Source organism: Photorhabdus luminescens subsp. luminescens (assembly GCF_001083805.1).
In the GTDB taxonomy this organism is placed as follows: domain Bacteria; phylum Pseudomonadota; class Gammaproteobacteria; order Enterobacterales; family Enterobacteriaceae; genus Photorhabdus; species Photorhabdus luminescens.
Window position 1 is genome coordinate 756,661 of record NZ_JXSK01000001.1, and the last position, 23,707, is coordinate 780,367.

The following is a 23,707-nucleotide window of genomic DNA, read 5'->3' on the forward strand; positions in this document are numbered from 1 at the left end:
CTTTACGCCCCTCCTGTAGTTTCTCCTACCAAGCTCAAAGCAACGACGGCACTAACATCGCCTGCGTGGCCTGATGGTATTGCGGCAGGTTCTCGCGGGCGCCGCCGATATCAGGGAACGAGGCCATAGCCTCGTTCAACTTCGCCAAATTCGGCCCCTCCGCTTCCGGGACAGCAGCAACTGCATGGGTCTTGATGACGGGTTGCCTGCTGGCCCAAGACAACTCCACCAATCCCCTTTTGGTGTAACCCCACTGGGTAAAGTTATTGACCAAGTGGTCCACGCTGATCATCGACGAGGAACCTTCCAACTCAATCTCCAGATGCCGGTGAGTCATCGCCTGGCTACCAAACACCTTACGAATCATCAGGGCCGTACCATCGGCCGAGTCAGTCAATATCAGGTCATCCTCGCGGCGGCTGACAAAGATTTTTTCCGCATCGGTCACCGGAATGACCAAGCGGTCCAGCGCTTGGCCCGGATCATCGTTGTCAATGATCACCGTGCGGTAATGTGACCATATCGCCTGACTGAGGCGGTAGGTATCGTTATCGGCACCGCCATGCAACACCACGCTATCGACACCAACAATTAGCGGTGGGGACAGATCGTCCTGACGGCCGTCCACACTCCCCCCCTGAAGCAACAGAGACGAACCAATACGCTCGACGCCGGTGTAATGGTTCAGCTTTCGCACATCGCCGTCCTGAACCCAATACAGCAACTGATTCGTTGGGCTGTACACATACGCGCCCATCTTCCCGGCAGCAATTCCGACGAAACGCAGGTTGTCTGCGGCAGGGATGCCACTGCGAGAAAACATCTGACCACTGCTGACATCGAACCAGCCTTGCATGTTATCACCTTGCAAGGTCAGCACGCCTTTGGCTCGCCACTGACCGGCAACCTTAGCAAGCGCCTGTGGCAGATGGGCGAAATTATCCTGTTGCCAGCCTTTGTCGACGGCAACCAACTGCAATTTGCCGTCATTGGTTCGCAGCAGGATCTCCCCCTTGACGGTAGTCAAGCGTAACCCGGCATCAACTTGCTCCGCCGCCTTGAGGTGCAGTTCAGGCGCCAACTCACTGGCAGCGGGAAGCTGCGCCGAAACATCAAGCACCTCGTCGGTACCGAATGCGGCAGCCAACGCATCAGCAGTCATCGGCGGCTGACGATACAACTTACCACTGGCAGGTTCGAACAGTCGTGCGCTGGAACCGTCTGCGTCGAATCCCAAGAACTGTAGGTGCTTGTCTTGCAGGGGAGCGGAAGCCGCCACTACCTGACCGTTGTGGTACCACACCGGCAGCAGGTTCTTGCCGTCGGCGCCCTTAACGCCGAACACCGCCAATGTGGCTCTGATACCGGTAACATTAGCCAGATCCTGCCACCAGTGAGTACGTCCCTTGAGCCAATGTTCGTTGACCGCTTCGTAGTGAAGCTGCCCCAGCGCATCAAGCCGGGCCACACGCCCATCCTCGGTGACGGCGAGCAAGCTACCGTTCAGGTTGACCAGATTAGCTAACGCTGGAGTGTTGATGCGCAATGCGCTCGGCTGGTTGGCGTCGAGTATCGCCGGACCGGGTCCTTCCTGACGGAACAGGGCCTTCTGCTGCTTACTGTAGAAAAAGAACACCTCCGCGCCGGCGGGGCGAGGAATGCTACCCGCCAACACCAGATCCGCCGGGATTTGCCAGGCGCTGCGGGTCTGTTCGTGCTCTTTGAAATGCAAGGTTTGATCCGCCGGCGGCGCCAGATTCGGCTTGATTAGCGTACCGTCGCTGGTACGTATCCAATAGCGGTGCGGCACGCCAGCCGCATCCACGCCGAACACCGTGACTAGCGCCGCGTTGGTCGGCTGGATCAACAACCGTGCGTCCAACGTATACGTCGGAGTCTCACGCTGTGTGCCATTGCTCTCGTAATCCTGGAGTATGGACTTGAGCTCATCACTATGCCGGTCGGTACGTGCCAAAAACTGGAGCAGCGCATCATCACCCACCACACTGACCAACTCCATTCGGTCACCGAGGATTCGATAGCTCAGCTCAGCCTCCCTCTCCTTTAGCTGGTGACGACGCGCCAGGTAAACCGCATCTCCCTCCTGCCATAGCCGACTGATCCTGCCCTCATTCTGGTTGAACCACGGCTCAAACTGCGCATCGACCTGTCCGGTGGCGGCGTTTACTCGCCACGCCGCTGCATTGTCGGCATCAAAGAAATAGGCATGGTCGCCCATCACCGCCCCCAGTTGGGCATGTTTGGCCTGTTCGTGAGTGGTATCGGTGAATAACATCCGCTCTTTAGCTACGTCGTAAAAAGCTCGACCAACATCACGTCCGTTGTGACTGTAGTTCTCTACCACTACGTACTGCCCGTGCAACTGATGCGCCTTAGCCAGATCACTCAGGTGTTGCTCGATTTGCTGGCCGGGTACCTGCCATTTGCTTGCATCTTCACTTACCACCTGAGTTGTCAAGCCGGCAAAGTCAACTTCGCGCACCTCGCCTTTGCCATTGACCACCAATACCTGTCCGCTCTGGGTCGGGTCAAGTTCTACCACAACCCCGCCGACCATCAGTTGGTTCTTCGACACGCTGATGCCGCCACTGGCGAGTTGGCTGCTATCGATAATCCAGCGCGACAACGCACTGTCGCTATCACTCGTGAGCTTAACCCGGGTGCCTTCGTTGAGGCCGATCAGGTATTCTCCGCCCGCTCCCTTGATCTCGTAGCGCAGAAAGCCGTGCAACTCCTTCGGCAGCTCAGGTACCACCAGTTGCCGGTTGCGCTTATCAAGAACCACCTCGATCGGGGTATCGACGTACTCATGATGAATCCTACGGATCGTCTCTTCCCCCGGAAAGATGTAGAAGTCGTAGTCGAACCGCTTGCCTTCCTCAAGCCTGCGGATCACGTCAAAGCCAGCATCATGGCGTGTGGTAGCGCCGGGGAGCAGCATGTATTCGTAACGGATGTAGGACTTGGGCGTACCCGGCAGGATCACAACATTGCTGTCGCCGTGCTCGAGGGTCTGGGAGGCCTTATTATAACCAATGCCGCTGCGCACCTCGATCGCCTGACCACGGTCATGGACCATTCGAGGAAAATCACCAACCCAGAAGAAATAATTGATTTTCCCCGAACCGGTAGAGCCGGAATGGGTGCGGTAAATGTACTGGCTATCGAAGACTATCTGGTTATTGTGCAAGTCGAGACGCTTGACCACCGCCCCCGGCAGGGGCACCAGCACCTCTTTCTTGTCGTCATATTTATAACCGTTGTTCTTGTAAGCCTTATCGACTATATCGAAGTAACGGCCTACCGCCTTAGCATCCTCGGCAACCGCGCCAAAAGCCTGCGCCAGTGCCGTAAAGCCCACCGCGAGTCCGCCAAGAATCACCCCGGCCCCACCAAGTACTGCCCCGGCCGTCGAGGCGCCCATCAACCCTGCTCCCACCCCGGCGGCGCTGGTAACGAAGCTAGCCGAATCGAATGCCAATTGGGTACCGAATACCGCCTTCTGCACATCATTCTCGGCGTGAGCTAGCTCATAAGCATCAAAACCGACCATAGCGCCGCCAAACAACACACCAGCGCCTTCATTAACAGTGTGGCCTAAGGTGGAGGCAAAGTTCTTGAGCGAGGTTTCAGCGGCTACCACTTCGCCGCGCAGCGCGGTGCGCACCAGTTCAGTGACTTTAGCCACGTCCTGTACGCCGCCGTGAGCCATCTGGGCAAAGTTGAGGTAGCTGTGAACTTTGAGCGCAGTAGCCAAGTCAGGTGAAGCGATCCCACGCGCCGCGTCGTTGCGATTCTTGTCGGCAAACCACTGGATCAGCGTCTGCACCGCAAACCCGGCATTCAGCCCATCAACCGGAGCTGCTTCGTTGACACCCGCCTTGGGCCGTATCTGGTTATGTTCGAGGGTGAAATGTTGGTTCAGGGTGAGCATATGCTCATCAACGAAGCGGCGGAATTCGGTAAAAGTGGCATCGCCGCTGTTTACCCAACGGGTCTCCTCTGGCTGGTCACGATTGATGAACTGGATACGGTAGCGGCCTTCGCCCAAATCCTGAGTATTACCAATCACCGGCATCCAACGCTGGTCGAGACTATTTTCCCGGGCGAGATGTGTACTGGCCTCGTCGAACCTCGCTCCCCACTGCTCGGCATCGAAAGTCGCCAACGCCGTATGCAACCGGGTATCCTCGGCAATCCGCGCCTGAGCGTTGACCGTCTGCTCAACCTGCCGCCGTTGCTCTATGACCATAGTCAGTTCACCGGGGCGGGTCAGGTCGGCCACATCCAGACCATTACCCACCGGTACCTCAGCCATCTTGCCGGCATTGATCTCCACCAGGTTGAAGATAGGGGTCGATTCGCTGCCAAGCGAACCGTAATGAACAGCCAGTTTGCGCTCCACTAAGTGTTGTTTCATGGCTTGGGAGAAGCTAACTGTGTCGTTGAAGGCAAAAATCCCGACATTCGGGTCATAGAAATAGTAACGACGCCCTTCAGTTCCGACCGTACTCCCCACCATCATCGAGTGATTCAGGGTATTGAGCGCGAACGTCGAGGTCCCGGTCGTCTCTTTCAACAAGGAAACCACCTCGGATAATTTGACCTGCCCCCATGCCGTTGACGCTTGTACGGCCTCAATATTATTAGAATGCAGCCTGATCAGACTGTTCTTTAGCAGCGTGGAACTGCCTGCCTGAGGATCGGCGGCAGCCAGGAAGAGTTTTTCCACCAGACTGTTGATACCCGCCTCGCCCCTGCTGGCTAGCGCTACCGCCATAGCCCTGACCAGAGGGTAGCAACGGCCGCCGGACTTGTCGCCGACCAACGACAAATAAAAGTCCTGCGGCACCAGTCGGTCGAAGCTGCTGCCGGCGCGGTGAAAGTCCTCATTGTACACCGCCGCCCACTTCAACACCTTGTCGATATACTCAGCCTGGCTGGTTTCGGTGATGCGGCCGCTCAAGGCTCCTTGCTGTTCAGGAGTGAGCTGACCTTTGAGAAACAGACGCTTCATCTCCAGAGCTGACATTTTGTCATTCACTTTCGGAATGCTGATGTCACGGAAGTTGCGCAAACCATCGGTAAACTCAGTACCCTGCACGCCTCGCTGATAAGCCTCGGCGATCGCATAGCGCTCGCCCACGCTGCTGGTATGCTCCTGCCCGCTATTCTGGATAGACGTATCGTCAATCCGTACCACGGCAGCACTGCCGTTTTTGGCCTTGATCTGCTGCCAAAGCCAGCTTTGTTCAACCAAGCTGGCTTCACGCAGGACTGTATCGTATTGCGCCTTGTAGTATTCCAGTGTGATATCGATCTGCTTTATCTGTTGATCAATCAGGTCGGGCCGAGTGGTATTGCTCTGGTCCTCATAGAGTTTATCCCGCTTGTCCATCAACTGTTTGATGTCAGCATTGAGCCTGTTGTGAACCTCAGTGCGAAGTTTGGCCCACGCAGCAATCGCCGGATGATCAGGAGAAAATTCCCCTCCGTGTAGACACCGTCGGCGACCCCTTCAACTGACACCCCAAACTGAGCTGCAACCTTTTTCAGTTGTTGGTGGACCTGTTCGCGGTAGGTGGCGAATTGAGCCTGATTGCGTTCAATGACTTGACTGCCTGCGACCTGGATCGAGATCGAATCTTCGCCGCCATGCAATTTCGGCCAGAGCATCTGACCGTCTCGCTGATACTCCTGACGCTGGAACACGAGTTGCCATTCTCCATCGACGTACTGCATGTACGCTGCGGCGAGGTCTTCAGTGGCGCCGGCTACCCGGTAATCTTTGTAGTCCACCGCCATGACCACATTGTCGTACAGTAGCGAGCTATTGATCCGACCGTCGCGGTAGACTCGATAGGTATTCGCGTCGAGACTGGTCACCACCAACGAGCCGCCCGATAGCGTTCCGGTGAACAGAAAGTTCCTTATGGTCGCATGCTTGGGAATGTCCACATAGGCCGGCGACGTATCAGCCTGATTGACGCTGCTGTAGCCAAGGAAATACACCGGTACACTGTTAGTGTCCTTTGCCTTTATATCGTTGGCGCTTCGATCAATGTATTCGAGCTCGTATAAGCCTGACTCGACCTTTACCAACTGGGCGCTCCCTTCTGCCGAGAGACGCCCTGACCTGATCAATGCCTCGGCGCTGATGGTGTTGGATCTGGCGAACAATACCGGATCGGCGACAAACTGATAGATGTCGGCGCTGTTCTGGCGGGGTTCAAATCCATCGCCTACCGGCACCAATCCGGTCTTAAGTTCGAGATCCTTCACCGCTTGCCCCAACAGCGCCGGCCTTGGACCAATGATAGTAAAACGCGGTGGATGGAACTCATCAGCCGCCGACAGACCCTGATTGACGATTGGCAGGACTCGCGCCATCACTCCATCATACAGTTCACCCAGCAACACCCTCTTACTGCCTTCAGCGCGATACTTGTCGAACATCTGCAATATGTCCTTGCCGATGCTGTCCGCACCTTCCGGTTCGTAACGCGCGGCGACATAGAAAGTTTCGAAAAATGAATGATAGCCATTACGGATCATGAAGGCCGCATTAGCCATCTGGAACTGCCAATACTGTTTAACGCTCAACTCGCCACCGAACAATTCCGGCAAGACATTGCTGACAGTCTGGGTGGTCCCGGAAATTCCCCCCACGAATGGCGTATCCAGATCATTCATGTAGCGGGTGGCGGCATTCTTGGGGTCCGGGCGAAACTGGTTGTAGCTGCGGTATTTATCTTCCTTAATCAGATACGCCCCTTCGTGATACGCCTGCTCCTCAGGGTTAGTATTGAGAGGGTTAGTATTGAGGATCAGGTACGGGTCGGGCTGATTCAGCCGGTTATTGATTATAACCTTGTCTGCCCCCAACATGGCATGAGGATTGACCGGAACCGCAGCCTTGGAAAGGCTATCGGCTACCGGGCGCAAGACATGAAACAAGACCTGTTTACGCAGACTTCTGCCCTTATTGCTTAACAACGCCGTCTCAACCTCTGGACGCAATGGCGCATCGGCGCCCTCCAGGCCCTGCGGACCGGTCAATAACAGGGTGAGCAACTTGCCATCCAGCAAATGCTCAACCGCGGCTTTATCGAAGAGCTGCACTCTTGGGTTGCTTGGATGCTGTGCTGCATTGGCGCTGGCGACACGCCGGGTTTCTTCTTCGATGGCCCGAGTACGCCATTGTTCGTACAACGGCGCCAGCAGCCCCTTGGCCTGAGCAATATCACTTTGCACATAACCACTTTGCAGGACCTTGTCCATAGCCGGGTTCTTCGCCAGTTTCGCCGCCAGTTCGAACAACAGCGGGTCATTATCCCGGCTCTGCCAGACCGAAGCGGCGAATGCCTGTTCCCACAGCACCTTGTTCAGATTATTGCCCTTAATATCGCGCATACGGTTACGAGTGTGCTCTGGCGCCAACACTCCTGCGGGGGTGATGTGGTTACGTTCGAGCAAACGCAACAACTGTTGCTCGAACGCCATGCGCTCGCTGCTGTCTTTGAACAGACGACTGGCTTTCGTTCCGCCGTCACGCAGTTGTTCCAACTTCTCGAAAAATGCAGCGTTGTATTGATACAGCGCATCGGTCTGCATTTTGTTTAAGTGACTGCTGCTCACCTTATCGCCGTCAATGTTCATCACCCCAAAAGGCGTCGCGGACAAGTAATCGCTACCCTGCGGCATTTCCAGCAAGTATTGGCGATTGGCAAAACCGACTGAGCGTTCCAGCTCATGAATATTGACGAAAAGCCCGTCACGGTCCGGGTGGTAATTATTCTGGCGAAACCCCTCCAGGCCAATAGTCTGGAAGCTGGTAATATCCGCATTTTGGTTGATCAAGTCACTCAAGGCGCTTGCCAATGGCACCTCGCGGGGAAGTGTGGTATTCAGCGCCTGACCGGACACCTGAATCCCAACCTGATTCGGTACCTTGCGGTCAACATTGGTCAGCAGCATCTTGTGACCGTTACCCAACAACTGCGCTTTGAAACCTTCGCGCAAGGTGCTTTCCGAAACCAGATAGTTGGCAAAGTACTTCTCGACGAATGCGGTTTTGACCAGCACCGAGCGAATTGGCGCATACGTCGGCGAACGAAAGGATGGCGGCTCACTCTTGAGCCGGTATTGCTGTTGCCAAGCCAGGGAGCGGGCGGCAGTACCGAAGGAGAAGTTGAGTACCCCGTCCGTCGGCACGACCAGCCTGCCGTTCTCCAGGAAGAAATCCTTGAAGCGGCCATCAGTGCTGGCATTGACCAACGCGACGTTCATGCGGATATAACCGGGACGTTCCTCCATCATCAACAGTGAAATATTTACCGGCAGATCATCGGAGGCCCGAGGCACTTTGGTCAGTGTGTTGAGGATCGCAGCCTCTTCTGTAGAGGATGCCTTAAGCAAAGCGTTGTAACGGGCATTGACCTCCTTGTAGGCCTGTAACTCGGCAAACCGCGTCACGTATCTCTGGCTGAATGTGGAATCGGCCGCCTGTATGGTCAATTTCTGTTCCAGACGCTTGATCTCGGCATTCAACCTGATCTGCTTGCTCGCCGCATCCTCTCTCAGGGTCGTCGCACTCAGGGTACTGGAGCCGCCGGGATTGAGCATCGACAAAACCTTGTTCCAAGTGCTGTCAAAATGCGTCATGGCCGTCTGCTGGCGACGGTATAACAGGATGTCGCGGTCCAGTTGCTGCTTATAGGCATTGATCGCTGGTGTGCCGGTCACATCGTTCATCTGCTGCCGTCTTTGCTGCAATGTCTGTAACTGATCGCTGACAGAAACGGGGTTGTCCTGCATCTGAAAATGCTGAGCAGCCAGCACACTCAAGGTACTCTGTTGCATTTCCTGTAGCCGCTCGTCTACCTGCCTGATGTAGTCGGCACGCTCATCGGAACTCATGTTGAACCATTCGGTTTGACGACCTGCCGCCTTGATCTGTTGATCGATCAAGGAATTGAGTAAATTCATGAAGTCTTTGGATATAGAAGCCATTTACAGTAATCCTTTGTCTGTTTTTAAGCAAAACCCTTTATACCCGTTATCTTTCAAGTTGCCTCTTTGTTGGCTGCACTCACTCACCCCGGTCACATAGTTATCTATGCTCCCGGGGATTCGTTCCCTTGCCGCCGCGATGCATCTTGAAATCCATTGGGTATAGTAGCAAGTCTCATGGTTCTTTAAGTTCGTGAATATTGGATAGCCAACATTTATTTGCTCTGTAGTTGTGAGCATGATTATTTCCTTATATTTTTCTTTTATATTGCAGATTATATGAATGATAACATTGAATTATAGTTACAATTGTATAAATTTAAATATAAATTATTATAATTTTTAATTATTCATATATATTATTATTCCATGTTAAAACATTCCCCAGTCATATTGTTGAGTTTTTTATAGAACATTAAATAATAACGAATTTTAGGAGGGTTATTTGTTAGTGAATTGTTATATATGATTTTTAGGAGTAACGAGATAATCTTACTTCCATATAGTTATTTACAGTTTGGTCGATTTCCGCCGGAGCGAGGCCGTAAGTTTCTGTTCAAATACCTCCCGCTAGTCCATACTTAATATTGTTAGTACGTGCCAACACTCTAATAAATTAAATCTTAATGAAATCATATTGAAATAATGAGGGGTTGTAATATGGGTATTATTCACGTTACCAACAATATGAAAGATGATACGATTGAAGTTGCAATTAACTACTGGAGCACTGATTACGCACGATTCACAGTGTCGGACAATTATTTTAATATCACTCCTGAACATTTTAGGGCTGCTTGGTTTGTTGACGATTGGCGCGGTTATATAATGTCAGTCAAAAAACTAGGAATTACATATTCATATTTCATTTTACCTGATACCAAAATTATCGTCGGAGAAAATCGGGTGACAGAAAATGAGTACGTAATAAGACCTTTATTGGTAAGCTAGTTCATTTATACTTAATGTTGTTAGTCCGAAACAGCATCCTAATAAATCAAATCTTAATAAAATCAGATTGAAATAGTAAGGAGGTTGTAATATGGCGAGCATGATTCACGTTACCAACAATACGAAATGTGACACGATTGAAGTTGCAATTAATTACTGGAGCACTGATTACGCTCGATTCACCGTGTCCGACGATTATTTTACTATAGCTCCTGGAACTTTTAGATATTCTTGGGTTGTCGATGATTCGCGTGGTTATATAATGTCAGTCAGAAGGCTAAAAATCATATATTCATATTTCATTTTACCTGATACTAAGATTATTGTCGGAGAAAATCGAGTGACAGAAAATGGGTATGTGATAAAACCTTTACTTGTAAGATAGTTCATTATCTTAATTGAATATATAAGAGTATAAATGATCCAATATAATCCTCGTCGGTGACCGTCCAAATGGTCACCGAATTCAATAATAAAATCACTCATTACCAATAAAATACCGTTATTACCTATTTCTATAAAACTAACCTACACCGGAACAACCGTAGGATTAGCAAGTAATTTCCGTAAATTGCGCATTTCTCTTCCTTGATTAATCGCCACAGCGCCCACTAAGACTTCATTTTCTGTACCAAATAAAATGGCCTTATCTAATTGCAAATCGCCCTGAATATGCCATTCTTCAGCCTGCATGTTGCCAACCATCTGGATGTTAATGCCCCACTGATCGGTCCAGAACCACGGCGCCCCCGGCTGTGGAGGTTGCAACCCCATCATGGCATGCGCGGCGATAGTCGCCTGACGGTTAGCATTTTCCCAGGTTTCACGGCGCTGGAGATCACCTGTCAGCGGTTCTCTCTGGAGGCAAACATCCCCAGCGGCAAAAATATCCGGTTCAGAAGTCTGGCAACTGCTGTCAATGACGATACCGCCATTAGTCACCAAACCAGCATCAGCGGCAAGCTGATCCCTGAATTCAGCGCCGATACCATAAATAATAATATCTCCGATCACCTTTTCACCGGTGTTCAATATAAGTACTAATTCACTCCCTTGCTTTTGCGCGGAAACAATGTTGGTATCAAGGAAAAATTGCACTCCTTTTTCCTGATGACGATTCAAAAGATAATCTTGCAATAATGGAGGAGCACAACGCCCCATGATGTTGTCCGCCTGTTCGATAACCGTAACATTTGCTCCCAATTCACAGGAGGTTGCCGCCAGCTCCAGACCAATCACACCACCACCAACAATCAAAATCCGTTTGTCTTTTTTCACCGCCTCACGTAAACGTTGCGCATCATCCAAGGTTCTCAAGGTATAAACATTTTCACCCAATTGATCGAGTAGCGGAAATCGTCTGGCTCTTGCTCCCATTGCAAGTAAGAGTTTGTCATACTTGAGCTTGCCGCCATTTTCTAAAACAACACAATGTTTCGATGGCATAATCTGGCTGACCGCCTGACCCATGCGCAAATCTATCTGGTTTTTTAGATAAAAATCTTCGGAGAAGAGGTATTTCGGCGCTTCCTCTGGGTTGATTAAATACTCTTTTGATAAAATCGGCCGCTCGTAAGGCGCATGATATTCCTTACCAATTAAAATAATATCGCCATCAAACTGCTGCTGCCTTAAGGTTGCGGCGGCCATCGCCCCCGCTTGCCCTGCTCCAACGATAATAAAAGTCTGATTCCGCATACTACGCTCCTATCTGAGTTACAGGTTGAGCACTGACCATTGCCATCCCTGCCAACCACTCCTTAATAGGTTGGTAATAATGCCGTTGCGCTTTATATTCGCCATAAACAGAAAGCGCTGCAAAAGCCGCAATCCAACAACGAATTTCCTGTCCGCCTTTCCCGCCCTGAATGGCGATTCCTCCCTCGGTTAACGAAGCAAGACGCCGAATATCGCCACTACAAAAAATACGCAATAACTCGTCATCCCACTGTGGATTCAACGGAGCAACAATATTCTCACCACGAGCCAACGATTTTCCAACCTCAATTACCCGGTTTTGCCGTTTCTGACGCGCTTCTTTTGTCGGATTTCTCCCGGCAATCAATCCTTCTTCAACTTCCGGCGGAACTTGTCCCATCTGTGGTATCGGCGGATCATGAGATAAACCGCCAGAACCTAACAACAATACCCGCTGATCTGTGGTGAATAGGAATTGCCCCACTGCACGACCTAACGCAACAGTACGACGGCAGGTGGGTAATGGTTTAGCGGCACAGTTAATAAATATTGGGATAGTTGGATAGCGCTGTAAATCTTGACACAGCAGCATCAAGGGTTGAGTAAAGCCGTGATCAGCCTGCATACGCCAGGAGTGAGCCACATCAATCCCTGAATCATATAAGGCAGAGATTAAATCCTTCGCGGTGTTTTCAGGAACATTGAGTGGACCTTTGCCAATATCCCAATCCCCCACTGCATTCGCCCTTACTCCAACGCAAAATGCCGGCATGAGATCATAAAAAAAACCATTAAAATGGTCAGGAGCGAAAATCACTATCAATTGCGGGTCGTAGGCCTTTATCTGTTCAGCCAATTGCTGAAAAACCTGCCGAACATGCTTTTCTGTCATCTCCGGCGGAGAACCAAAGTCCATCAAAGGCGTGTGTGAAGTACAAATCAATTTAACGGTCATTTGAACTCTCCTTTTTGTTCGGAGACATCACCCCCGCTGTAGTTTGGCGAATGCCGCGGATACTTAATCCGGCATCAGCCGTTATCATCACCCCCGTTAAAGTCCGGTTATTGGCGCGAGAAGCCAGCATGACATACGGGCCAGTGAAATCTTTTGGCTGAGGCGTGAATTGCAAAGGTAAAACTGCACCGAGACTTTCTAATGACAGGTTATCTGTAATACATCTATCTTGCTGAGATAGTGAAGCAGCCCCACGAAGATCACTTGGCATACCACAAGGCGCAACACCATTAACCCTGATAACTGGCGCTAATTCATAAGCTAACTGGCGGATCATGCCGACCGCGCCGTGCTTGCTGGCGGTATACAACACACCACCGCCGCCAGAAAACCATGACGAGTTTGACAACGTAAAAATCATGCTGCCTTCTGATGCGGTTAGTGCCGGCAACACGGCTTTAGCCCCTAAAATGTACCCTTTCAGGTTAACACCCATCAGCTCATCAAATCCTTTATCAATCTGCTCTGGCGAGGCATCCAGCAGGCTGATTTTGTGATCCCATATCCCGGCATTGCCAACAAAGCAGTCTAGTTTGCCAAAACGCCGAACAGTTTCAGCCACTGCTCGTTCATTATCCTCAAAAGAGGCGACATCACCGTGAATAACACAGATATCTTTACCAAAACAGTGCGCCAGAGCTGTCGCTTTTTCTGCCGATAGCTCCAAAACGCCCACTTTAGCGCCTTCATCAATAAAACGTTCTACTAAAGCCAAACCTAAACCGGAGCCACCGCCTGTTAATAAAATGACTTGATCTTTGATCCAACTCATTATTGCTCCTCCGATACAGTGATATAAATGTTTCCGTCTTTAACAACAACAGGATAGGTCTTCAATGGATCTGTTGCAGGAAGGCAAAGCGCCTTCCCAGTTCTGAGACAAAAACTGGCCGTATGCAGTGGACACTCAACTGTCGCATTGTCTTCCAAATACCCTTCGGATATAGAGGCATTACCATGACTGCACCGGTCATCAACAGCAAAGAATTCGCCATCATAGTGAAACAGCGCAATATCCGGTGTGTATTCAACCTTACGCGCTTCTCCATCGGGCAATTCTTCAACAGTACATACGAATAATTGACTCATCAGAATAAGACACTCAAGTTATGGAAAGTTAAAACTGCCTGATCCAAAGTAATTTCACGTTTGCAAATCAGCCAGCTATCCGTTTTCGGATTACGGCGGACGCAATCCAGCCGCTTACCAACGTAAAAAGCTTCATCTCGCTCTTTTTGTGAACGGTACAACAAATAATTGGACTGAACATAAAATTGGTCAGGCGAGTCTGTCTCAGTAATCACTAAGTTTGTCAGTAAATGACGTGTACGAGATGGGGGTTCTTCTGCCCACGCCATACCGGTTTCCAACCGGGCTATCCGGCGTTCAAGCTGAAATTTATTGTCATTAAACAACCAAGTGGTTGGCGGCTGGATACTCTTACGGCGATCGCGGGTTTGAGCATTAACAATAGTGCGCATGGTATAGCTGAGATCTTCTGACAACAGCTCAAGCCAATCACGAAATTTCCACTCATCCAGTAATGCAATTTCGTAATACAAGAACTGGCTTATTTCATAATGCAGTTCCGACGATACCCGCTTTTCTTGATTGACGATTAACTCTTTCATTTGACCAACTCCTGCTGATAAGCCCGGCTTTTTTCCTCTACCTCATCCCAGGTTTCACTGGTGAGTAAATCAGCCCAACGCTGATACATGCCACGGGCAACGGTTTCGGAAAAAACATAATTGGTCACGCCCGGAATGCCATCATCCCGCACTCTTTCTTGTCCCAATCTCATTTCCATACACAATACGCTGTTACGGGCTTTGTAACCTCTAAGTACTTTTTGGATTTCTACCCAATTTTCTGAGTCATCCTGCTCGAGAAAACCTGCCGGACCAAACGCACGGGTAGTACTGTTCTCAAAAGCGGCTTTTACTTCTGGGGAGGCTGCTTTATCGGCAATGCAGAATGCCCAGACTTCAACCTGGTTAGGCCCACGTGGATGCCATACCCGCATAGTTGCAGTACCGTTAAGCCAAGAAAGAGTCGGGAAAATATTGTTATGACCGGCAAGACGCAATGCTCTGACTTTTCCCAGTCGCTGCTCTGCCTCAGCATAGGTTTCACGGTAGTAACGGGCAACGGCGCCATCAACCCAAACGTTGGCATCGGGTTTGTCGGTCAAGAAAAATCCACAACCGTGACCATTCTGAGCAAATTGCACGGCATCTTTTGCCGTTTCCCAAACTGGCCGTGAGGTCTGATCAGCGCCTAATGCTTTGCTACTGTCGCCATCTTTTACACTCAAAACCTGTACAGCGGAGGCATGACTAAATAAAGCATGGTATTGATCGCCAGCAAACTGTTCAGCGGGTAATTTCCAGTTACAATTGATCACCCATTTTTGTACACCGCCAATAACCTCAGTTCCTCCTTCACGGCGATCAAGCACACCATCAAGATACCAGGCTATATCACCGAGATAATCAATCAGGGAGGGCGCAGTTGTATCCCAGGTACCAAAAATCAATCCTTTATAACTTTCCACACACGGCACTTCCTGAAGTCCCCATTGCTCTTTGCAAAGCCCATGTGGATAAGCACACGCTTCCAACGGAACGTCAATTAATCGCCCATCCACACCGTATGACCAACCGTGATAAGGGCAAGTAAATGCACGGGTATTACCGCTATCCGCGTAACAAACCCGCATGGAACGATGGCGACACTGATTAAGGAAAGCTTTGACGGAACCATCTTTCTGGCGGACAACAACAACACTGTCCTCTCCCATATAAGTATTGAAAAAATCACCCGGCTTGGGGATTTGGCTCTGATGAGCTAAAAACAGCCAACAACGGCCAAATATTCTTTCGAGTTCTAACTGATAGAGTTCGGGATCGATATAAATCTGAGGAGTTACACGACCGGCTCGGGCATCAATCAGGCGGTAAATATCTGAATCTTTGCTCAATGTCATATTATTCAATCCTCAAGTAAAAGAAAGGTTGACTTTTTGCCAACATGCAAAATGAATGCTATTAATAGATTAATATTTTGTGAAATACATTGTTTGTTTAAATTGAGACTTTTTTTCGATATGTGAGGAAACGGCAATGGAATTAAGACACTTACGCTATTTTATTGCGGTGGCAGAAGAATTAAACTTTACTAAAGCCGCAAAAAAGTTACATACTGCACAACCTTCATTAAGTCAACAAATAAAAGATTTAGAAGATTATATTGGTTCCACACTATTAGAGAGAAATAAACGTAGAGTCTCTCTAACCAAAGCGGGAGAAGTTTTTTTCCAACAAGCCAAGCTTATTCTTGACAATGCAGAGAAAGCAAAAAAAATGGCCCGTAGAGCAGCACAAGAACAAATTGTGCTAACTATTGGATTTGTTCCATCCGCGGAAGTTAAAGTATTACCTGAAGTCATTCCAATATTTCGACTGGCTCATCCTGGAGCAAAAGTAGAACTTATTAGTTTATTTAATCCAGGACAAGAAGAGAAATTATTACAAGGCGACATTGATGTCGCTTTCATGCGTCCACCGATAAAGAGTGATTACGTTGATTTTAAAGTCATTCTTAATGAACCGCTGGTGGTTCTGATGCCTGCTAATCACCGATTAAGATATTGTGAGAAAATTTCAGTCGAAGACCTACACGGAGAAAATTTTATTACGCCAGATCCAACACAATCTGGCGTATTACAACAGATTATAGAAAACTATTTTACCGAACATAATGTCGTTCCTAATATTATTCAAACAGCTAACAATATGCTATTAATTTTAAACATGGTTAGTCTGAATTTAGGGTGTGCAATAGTACCGCTCTATATTACTAGCATCATGACAGACGCCGTTATTTGCCGGCCATTATCAGGATATTCCCCCACAATAGAGTTAATAATGGCATGGCGAAAAGACAACGCATCAGAACTATTATCGCACTTAATAGATGTCGTTGAAAATAAATACCTGTAAGAATAAAAATAAGCATCATTGTTTTTACCTTTCAGACCAGACATATTAAGTATTAGTGAATATTACCCGCTGTCGTTATATTAATAACGTATTAACTTAAAATAAATAAGGGAGATATCATGATGTCAATATCAGCGAATCCTCAACATAAACCTACACAACCTGAATTACGTTCGCTTTGGTCGGCCATTGCCAGTGGTGAAATCCATCTACATCATCTTGATGTAAAAGGAATAAAAACCCGTGTTCTTGAAGCAGGTAACGGGCCGATTCTCATTTTCTTACATGGCATTGCCGGTCATTTAGAAGCTTATATGCGCAACATACTGCCCCATGCTGCCCATTTTCGTGTACTGGCGATTGATATGCTAGGACATGGCTTCACAGATAAACCTGTCCGCTCCTATGAGATTATCGATTATGTGGAGCATCTACGGGATCTTATTGAAACGCTAAATCTGAAAAAAATTCACCTTTCTGGCGAGTCGTTAGGTGGGTGGGTTGCAGCCCGGTTTGCAGCAAAATATCCGCAATATATTCACCGTCTGGTGTTGAACACAGCAGGCGGCATGATTGCTGATCCAAATGTGATGGAACGCCTGCGCACACTCAGCTTGAATGCCGTGAAAAACCCGGATCGAGAAGCTACCCGCAAGCGCCTTGAATTCCTGATGGAAGATCCTGCGATAGTGACAGAAGACCTGGTTGAAGCCCGTTTTGCCATTTATCGTCAACCGGGTATGTTATCCGCAATGGAAAACATTATGTGCCTGCAAGATATGGACACCCGTTTACGTAACCTCTTGACCGAAGATGAGCTGGCAAAAATCCAGGCTGAAACCCTAGTGCTATGGACCACACACGATCCGACTGCTGCGGTTTCAGTAGGTCAGCGCCTTGCCGGGCTTATCAAAAACAGCCGTTTTGTTGTGATGGAAAAATGCGGTCACTGGCCTCAATATGAAGATCCGGACACATTCAACCGACTCCATATCGATTTCCTGTTAAACGGCAACAAATAATGCCTCTTTCAGGCAAGTGATATTCCAATTGGAATGTCACTTCTTTGGTTTGATCAGGAGTAACATGATCAGGAGTAACAATAGATGAATAACGTCATAAACCATCTTAGTGAAAAACTATTTCAATCGTGGCAGAGTCGCCAAGCTATCGATCCCATCTCGAATGAATATCCAGAATTAACATTACACGATGCCTATCTCATCCAGCAAAAAGTTATTGTTCGCCGGCTGGAAGCAACCGGGGCACAAATTGTCGGAAAAAAAATCGGTATTACCAGCCAGGCAGTTATGGATATATTGGGCGTCGATCAACCCGATTTTGGCATTCTCACCTCAGATATGCAGTACAAAAATAATGCCATTGTCCCCATTGAACAATTAATTGCGCCGAAAGCTGAAGGTGAAATTGGTTTTATCCTGAAACACAATCTGAGTGGGCCAGGTATTACGGCAGGAGATGTACTCAGAGCAACAGATTATGTCGTACCCTGTATCGAAATTGTCGATTCCCGTATCCGTGACTGGAAAATAAAAATTACAGATACCGTTGCTGATAATGCCTCATCAGGATTATTTGTCATTGGCAATGGCGCCCGTCTGCCATCAGAAATTGATTTAGCTGCCGTGACAATAACGTTGGAGAAAAACGGTAAGCTGGTTGACACCGGCATTGGCGCCGCAGCATTAGAGCATCCAGCCAATGCAGTTGCCTGGCTAGCGAATATGCTAGGAACACTGAATATGGCGTTACTCAGTGGAGAAATCATTCTCTCTGGCTCCCTCACTACAATGGTTCCAGTTAATATTGGCGATCAGTTGAAAGTTAACTTACTCGGGGTGGGATCTGCCAAGGTAAGTTTCGCCTGAAAAGGTGAGTCACTCAATACCTACCACCCAAAAGAGGCGGTAGGCTTACTAACTTAAAGCGATATTCTGGCAGTAAAATAATGGGAAAGATCAACATCCATTTTTATGAATGGTGTGGGCCACCGCCAACTTCCCCGCAACGTTGGCTGTATTAACTAATACCGCCATATTAGCTTTCGCAGAGATCCCATTGGTTTCTCGGTCAATCATTCTCATCAGATACTTTGTCAACGAATTGCCAACAATATTATTCTTCTTAGCCTCTAATACCGCATCTTGTATAATCATATCAATCTTTTGACTATCTATCGCATCCTCTGGCTTGGTTGGCGTCGTAATTAATATCCCTTTTCCTCCCGGCAACATCCAATTTATTTCAATCGCTTTGGCAATTACCGCAGGATCATCAAGACGTTGTGGACTTTTGAATCCACTGGAACGACAGTAGAATGCAGGAAAATCATCCGACTGATAGGATATAACTGGTACATTCCATGTCTCCAGGAATTCCAATGTTAATCCAATATCGAGGATATTTTTTGCGCCAGCACAGACCACAGCAACACGGGAACGCGTTAACTGAGTCAAGTCTGCTGATATATCCATACTCGTCTCCGCACCTCGATGTACCCCACCAATCCCCGCAGAACAGAAGAATTTAATACCCGCTATTTCTGCTGCAAGTATTGACGATGCCACGGTTGTCGCCCCCATACCGCCACTCGCTAATACGACCGGAATATCCCGACTCGTGACCTTTGGAACATGAGATGCGGTAGCAAATTTTTCAATTTGTTCATCTGACATCCCAATCAGAAATTCACCATTATCTATTCCTATCGTTGCGGGAACTGCCCCACTTTCACGAACAGCCTGCTCAACATGCTTAGCCGTTGTGACATTATCAGGGTAATCCAAGCCATGTGTAATCACATTGGATTCCAGAGCAACAACAGGTTTTCCTGATTCAAGCGCTTCTTTTACTTCACGACTGAATTTAAGTGGAACGCTATGACTGATATTCATGTTATATACCTTTTAATTTTAATATTTACTTATTGAATCTCACGAATTGTATTTATTACTGGTAATTTAAAAAAGAGGTTATTTTCTCAATTTCAGTCACACCTTCATTTTCCAACAGTTGATAGTGATCCGATATCAATTCAATTATTTTAGATGGTGTTGATAAAAACCCACCGGATTTTTCGATAAATGAATCATTATCTTTATTCGCCTTGAAAATAGTTATAGGCGCCTTTAGATATCTGTGATAAATCTCATCAAAACTGTACTTGAAATCATAAGTTAAAGTCACAATCCTAACGATACGTTTTACTAATGATGGATCCAGGTTTTTAAAACGACTACATATAAAGTTAATAAATGTCGCTTCACTATTCACCTGTTCTAAGCAAGTTTTAACCATTGGACTACTGATTGAACGAGCAAATACAGAAAACAGTATTTGAACAAAAACCGGATTAGTAAATTCAGCGCCTTTATCATGATATTTCTCTTGATTCACGTGAAGATGAGGCGATCCCGGCGCCAACAAGTTCAACGCTTTAACTTCTTCTCCGGCTTGTTCAAGCTGGTACGCAGCCTCAAATGCTACCCGGGCGCCAAATGAATATCCCCATAATGTATAGGGCCCTTCTGGCTGTATTTTCTTTATCTCTTTAATATCTTCCTCTGCCATTCTCTGGATAGAAGAAAACGGTATTTCACTCTCGTTTATCCCATATGCCTGTATTCCATAAAATGCCCTATCGGGAACCACTTTATTAGCCAGCAACCTCAAACTCATAGGATATCCGCCCAAGCCCGGCCAACAGTAAATTGGGTCCTGACTTGCCTGATTCAATAAGATTAATCTTGATATTGTTTTAGCATCAGCTTGCTCAATCCACTTAGCCAACTCTTCTATATTGGGCGATTGGAAAAGTATCTGTAGCGGAAAATGAATATTAAAGGCTTCGTTGATCTTATTAACCATAGCTACGGCCATCAAAGAATTACCTCCACTCTCAAAAAAATCATCGTGTGCAGATACTGAATCCCATTTCAGTACTTCCATCCAAATTTTTCCAAGCCTCAATTCAGTCTCTGTCCGTAATGGCGCTAATGGTCTCTGTGTTGAGATATCTTCCACTGCTTTAGATTTTGACAAAGACTGGTAATCTACTTTTCCATTGGCCGTCAAAGGTAATTTATCGAAAACTAATACCTTATTTGGAATCATATATTGAGGGAGTTGCTGATGAAGATCATCTTTAATGATCTCAACTGGCCCTTTCATATGAACAACATCTTCTTTCATACCTTCACTAATATATTGCTCTTGGCTAACACACCCACCTATACAGAAATAAAATGCCGCCATAGGTCTATCAAGCGCATTAAGAATAGATCGCATCCTTTTCGCCGAAGGTAAATCGTTATTACTCTCTGAGCTGTAACCAGATGACATTAATCCAATACACAATTGATTACTTTGCAACGCATGTAATCGACGACCCAGTGTAATATAATAATGCCATTCAGGAACACAACGTGGAATAATTGACACACCAAAACTGGAACGATCATAAACTTGCTGATTAATCGCGATAACATCCTTTTTCCGAACAATATCATCACTTATCCGCACAAATTCCCCGTTAGAAAAGTGATATAAACCACAGGGCATCTCAGGTATTTTATTGGTATGTGTTTGCAAATAAAGATCGGTATCAAATGGCGGCAATCTATTTTCATAGCGACATATTTCAAATGCGCCAAGGTAATAATCCTGAATATTACCATCATACCAATCAGGACATTCAGCTTGATATTCACTTTCACCAATACCCAAGCCGATTTCCGGTAATATGTCGTCAAATAGCCCTATCATATGACCCGCTTCCATTTTCAGAACTTCTTGTATGTTGTTCTTATAAACAGGCTCAATGGCTTCACGCTTTCCAATAAAATGTACTTTTATCATTGGCTTTTGCCGACGACTCAATGTCGAAATTTTTATTAACTCGTGAGTCACAGGATGATAATAGTAAATCCCCGCATCCAAACCGAAAACATGATGCAATTCAAAATACATTTGAGTCGCATAGAGAGCACCCGGTGAAGCATAGGCATATTTTGGCAATAAACGTTGATGACTGGTAAACTGACCAAAATAACGCAACACATAGCCGAAATCTTTGAGTGTTAAATGACTCAGCGGCAAAGAACAAATTTCACGCTGCTGAGTGGTTGTCAGCAATGTTTTTAGTGTCTCTATCGTTATTTCTGTCCCCTCAAAATAGCGATATGTCTTGCGCCCAAATACATATTCTCTTTGTTTTATCTCTCCTTCTTTATAAGGCAGTAAGATTACAGGACGATTCTCACACAATTCTTCACTCCGACAACCAGAATTAGAAAGTTGAGCTTTCACCTGGAGTTTATTGGTTTTTGATTTGTGATGTGAGCTACTATTGCCTTGGTCCATCAGCGCGGCTTCTTTTTCATCCAGTTCCACACATGCTATGAGATTTTGGAAACCCGTTCTGGCATCTTTCTTAATTAACATTGCCGCCGTCTTTATCCAGCTATGTTCTTCAATCGCATGACGTATTTCATCAAGCTCAATACGATAACCCCGTAACTTGACCTGGCTATCAACCCGACCAACAAAATAAGTATTACCATCATCCCCTCTCGTCACAAGATCTCCCGTTCGATATAACCACGGGTGTTTAGTTTCGAGTGCAAGGTGATTACAAATAAATTTATCTTTTGTCATTTCAGGTTTATGCAAATAGCCACGTGCTAATTGAACACCCGAAATATAAAGCTCGCCAATTTCTCCCACCGCTACGGGTAATCTATTCTCATCAAGAACGTAGTATTCTGTATTATCTACAGGTATACCAATTGAAATAGATGTTTGATAACTCGGCAAAGTTTCATTTGTCACCCGGAAATACGATGAATTAATCGTACATTCTGTTGGGCCATATAAATTGACTAATTCACAGTGGGTAAAACTATTCAAAAATTGAGCGGCTAATTTGGTTGTCAGCGCCTCTCCTCCACTGAATACTTGAGTCAGTGATAAGCAATCCAAAAAATTAGGATTATCTAGCAACGCTTGCAGTAAAGTAGGAACACATTGCAAAGTCGTCACTTGATGTTGAAGAATTGTTTTAATAATCGCATCCGGATCGCGATAGCATCCTAAAGGGCCAATAATCACTTGGCTGCCTATTGCAGGCGCTAAAATTTCCCATTGAGCAGCATCAAAACTCATTGGCGTTTTCTGCAAAATTCGAGAGTGCTTCCCTAAGCTGAACGCTTTTGCAAGAAATCTCATTTGATTCACAATACTGTGATGCTCAATCATAACTCCCTTTGGTTTACCCGTACTACCAGAAGTATAAATAATATAAGCCAGACTGGTTGAGTTGGGAACTCGAGCCGTATTGAGAATATCTTCTATTGTTCGTGTTTCTATCGTCAGAGCGACATCTTCCGGTGTTATAATTAATACCGATTTTGGTGCAATGTCCTGCAACTGTTCTTTTAAATGCGATTGGGTAAAAATCACATCAATGCCAGAATCTTCTATCATATATTTGAGGCGTTCAACTGGATAGTCAGGCGATAAAGGCAAATAGGCTTTATTCGCTGATAAAATACCCCACGCGCCACAAATTAAATCTATAGAAGGGTCACAAAAAAGCCCAATACCCACTGAATTTTTTGAGCTCATTTCTGATAGACAATATCCAATCTCTTTCACTTTCAAATAGAAATCAGCGTAATTGAGTGATTGTTCTTTATCAATAACAACATATCCATCTGCCTGGTGATTCAGTTGATTCTCAAGCATATCCATCAATGTTATTGCGTCTTCTTTAAGGCAAGCATCAGTGATTAAATCACATTGTGTAATATTATTTGCTAACATTTTCATTAACTTTATATAATAATAAAATAAATATCGTCGTAGTTAAAAATGACATTTTATCTACGAAATTCTAAGTGTCTGTTTGATCATGATTGATGACTTATATTTTATTAAAATCATTCAATCAATTAGATTCAACAAAGACACACTCTTTGGGGCAGAT

12 protein-coding genes and 1 pseudogene are annotated in these 23,707 nt (G+C 46.8%); 4 read left to right on the forward strand and 9 right to left on the reverse strand.

Annotated features, from left to right (window positions below):
• Positions 1 to 34 precede the first annotated feature (34 nt).
• Positions 35 to 9,033: pseudogene (locus TI10_RS26570) on the reverse strand (TcdA/TcdB pore-forming domain-containing protein).
• A 660-nt stretch (positions 9,034 to 9,693) separates the two neighbouring features.
• On the opposite strand from TI10_RS26570, the gene TI10_RS02915 reads away from it, so the two are divergent.
• Positions 9,694 to 9,984, forward strand: coding sequence for a hypothetical protein (locus TI10_RS02915; protein WP_049581675.1), 291 nt, complete (start codon positions 9,694 to 9,696; stop codon positions 9,982 to 9,984).
• Positions 9,985 to 10,512: 528 nt separating this feature from the next.
• Here TI10_RS02915 and hcaD read toward each other — a convergent pair.
• Genes hcaD through hcaE form a run of 6 tightly spaced genes read right to left on the reverse strand, consistent with a single transcriptional unit; the run spans position 10,513 to position 15,686 of the window.
• The gene (hcaD, locus tag TI10_RS02925) at positions 10,513 to 11,682 is read right to left on the reverse strand and encodes a phenylpropionate dioxygenase ferredoxin reductase subunit (protein ID WP_049581678.1); all 1,170 of its coding nucleotides are present in this window, start codon (positions 11,680 to 11,682) and stop codon (positions 10,513 to 10,515) included.
• 1 nt (position 11,683) lies between these two features.
• Entirely contained in the window at positions 11,684 to 12,637 is a 954-nt protein-coding gene (locus TI10_RS02930; RefSeq protein WP_049581679.1) for a 3-carboxyethylcatechol 2,3-dioxygenase, read from the reverse strand.
• Positions 12,627 to 13,469, reverse strand: a complete 843-nt coding sequence (gene hcaB, locus TI10_RS02935; protein ID WP_049581680.1) for a 3-phenylpropionate-dihydrodiol/cinnamic acid-dihydrodiol dehydrogenase — start codon at positions 13,467 to 13,469, stop codon at positions 12,627 to 12,629. The genes TI10_RS02930 and hcaB overlap by 11 nt, the downstream gene beginning before the upstream one ends.
• Positions 13,469 to 13,786: a 3-phenylpropionate/cinnamic acid dioxygenase ferredoxin subunit gene (gene hcaC / locus TI10_RS02940; RefSeq protein ID WP_049581681.1), complete on the reverse strand. Its 318-nt coding sequence runs from the start codon at positions 13,784 to 13,786 to the stop codon at positions 13,469 to 13,471. The genes hcaB and hcaC overlap by 1 nt, the downstream gene beginning before the upstream one ends.
• Positions 13,786 to 14,328: a 3-phenylpropionate/cinnamic acid dioxygenase subunit beta gene (hcaF, locus tag TI10_RS02945; protein ID WP_036806283.1), complete on the reverse strand. Its 543-nt coding sequence runs from the start codon at positions 14,326 to 14,328 to the stop codon at positions 13,786 to 13,788. The genes hcaC and hcaF overlap by 1 nt, the downstream gene beginning before the upstream one ends.
• Positions 14,325 to 15,686 (reverse strand): 3-phenylpropionate/cinnamic acid dioxygenase subunit alpha, encoded by a 1,362-nt coding sequence (hcaE, locus tag TI10_RS02950; RefSeq protein WP_049581682.1) that lies wholly within the window; start codon positions 15,684 to 15,686, stop codon positions 14,325 to 14,327. The genes hcaF and hcaE overlap by 4 nt, the downstream gene beginning before the upstream one ends.
• A gap of 136 nt (positions 15,687 to 15,822) precedes the next feature.
• Here hcaE and hcaR point away from each other — a divergent pair, with 136 nt between their 5' ends.
• The 3 genes from hcaR to TI10_RS02965 all read left to right on the forward strand — a co-directional run bounded on the left by hcaR (position 15,823) and on the right by TI10_RS02965 (position 18,590).
• Positions 15,823 to 16,701, forward strand: coding sequence for a DNA-binding transcriptional regulator HcaR (gene hcaR / locus TI10_RS02955; RefSeq protein ID WP_049581683.1), 879 nt, complete (start codon positions 15,823 to 15,825; stop codon positions 16,699 to 16,701).
• Between the two features lie 119 nt (positions 16,702 to 16,820).
• Complete coding sequence (locus TI10_RS02960) at positions 16,821 to 17,723, forward strand: alpha/beta fold hydrolase (protein WP_244161500.1); 903 nt, start codon at positions 16,821 to 16,823, stop codon at positions 17,721 to 17,723.
• Positions 17,724 to 17,807: 84 nt separating this feature from the next.
• Positions 17,808 to 18,590: a fumarylacetoacetate hydrolase family protein gene (locus TI10_RS02965; RefSeq protein ID WP_049581684.1), complete on the forward strand. Its 783-nt coding sequence runs from the start codon at positions 17,808 to 17,810 to the stop codon at positions 18,588 to 18,590.
• Between the two features lie 90 nt (positions 18,591 to 18,680).
• On the opposite strand, the gene TI10_RS02970 is transcribed toward TI10_RS02965, so the two are convergent.
• Together TI10_RS02970 and TI10_RS02975 are read right to left on the reverse strand one after the other, a co-directional pair.
• Positions 18,681 to 19,616: a pseudouridine-5'-phosphate glycosidase gene (locus TI10_RS02970; RefSeq protein ID WP_049581685.1), complete on the reverse strand. Its 936-nt coding sequence runs from the start codon at positions 19,614 to 19,616 to the stop codon at positions 18,681 to 18,683.
• A gap of 55 nt (positions 19,617 to 19,671) precedes the next feature.
• The gene (locus TI10_RS02975; RefSeq protein WP_053093414.1) at positions 19,672 to 23,544 is read right to left on the reverse strand and encodes an amino acid adenylation domain-containing protein; all 3,873 of its coding nucleotides are present in this window, start codon (positions 23,542 to 23,544) and stop codon (positions 19,672 to 19,674) included.
• Positions 23,545 to 23,707 lie beyond the last annotated feature (163 nt).

Bases quoted from the DNA above. Each gene is read 5' to 3' on its own strand.
- TI10_RS02915 (WP_049581675.1), top strand. From the start codon at position 9,694: ATGGGTATTATTCACGTTACCAACAATATGAAAGATGATACGATTGAA.
- hcaD (WP_049581678.1), bottom strand. From the start codon at position 11,682: ATGCGGAATCAGACTTTTATTATCGTTGGAGCAGGGCAAGCGGGGGCG.
- TI10_RS02930 (WP_049581679.1), bottom strand. From the start codon at position 12,637: ATGACCGTTAAATTGATTTGTACTTCACACACGCCTTTGATGGACTTT.
- hcaB (WP_049581680.1), bottom strand. From the start codon at position 13,469: ATGAGTTGGATCAAAGATCAAGTCATTTTATTAACAGGCGGTGGCTCC.
- hcaC (WP_049581681.1), bottom strand. From the start codon at position 13,786: ATGAGTCAATTATTCGTATGTACTGTTGAAGAATTGCCCGATGGAGAA.
- hcaF (WP_036806283.1), bottom strand. From the start codon at position 14,328: ATGAAAGAGTTAATCGTCAATCAAGAAAAGCGGGTATCGTCGGAACTG.
- hcaE (WP_049581682.1), bottom strand. From the start codon at position 15,686: ATGACATTGAGCAAAGATTCAGATATTTACCGCCTGATTGATGCCCGA.
- hcaR (WP_049581683.1), top strand. From the start codon at position 15,823: ATGGAATTAAGACACTTACGCTATTTTATTGCGGTGGCAGAAGAATTA.
- TI10_RS02960 (WP_244161500.1), top strand. From the start codon at position 16,821: ATGATGTCAATATCAGCGAATCCTCAACATAAACCTACACAACCTGAA.
- TI10_RS02965 (WP_049581684.1), top strand. From the start codon at position 17,808: ATGAATAACGTCATAAACCATCTTAGTGAAAAACTATTTCAATCGTGG.
- TI10_RS02970 (WP_049581685.1), bottom strand. From the start codon at position 19,616: ATGAATATCAGTCATAGCGTTCCACTTAAATTCAGTCGTGAAGTAAAA.
- TI10_RS02975 (WP_053093414.1), bottom strand. From the start codon at position 23,544: ATGTTAGCAAATAATATTACACAATGTGATTTAATCACTGATGCTTGC.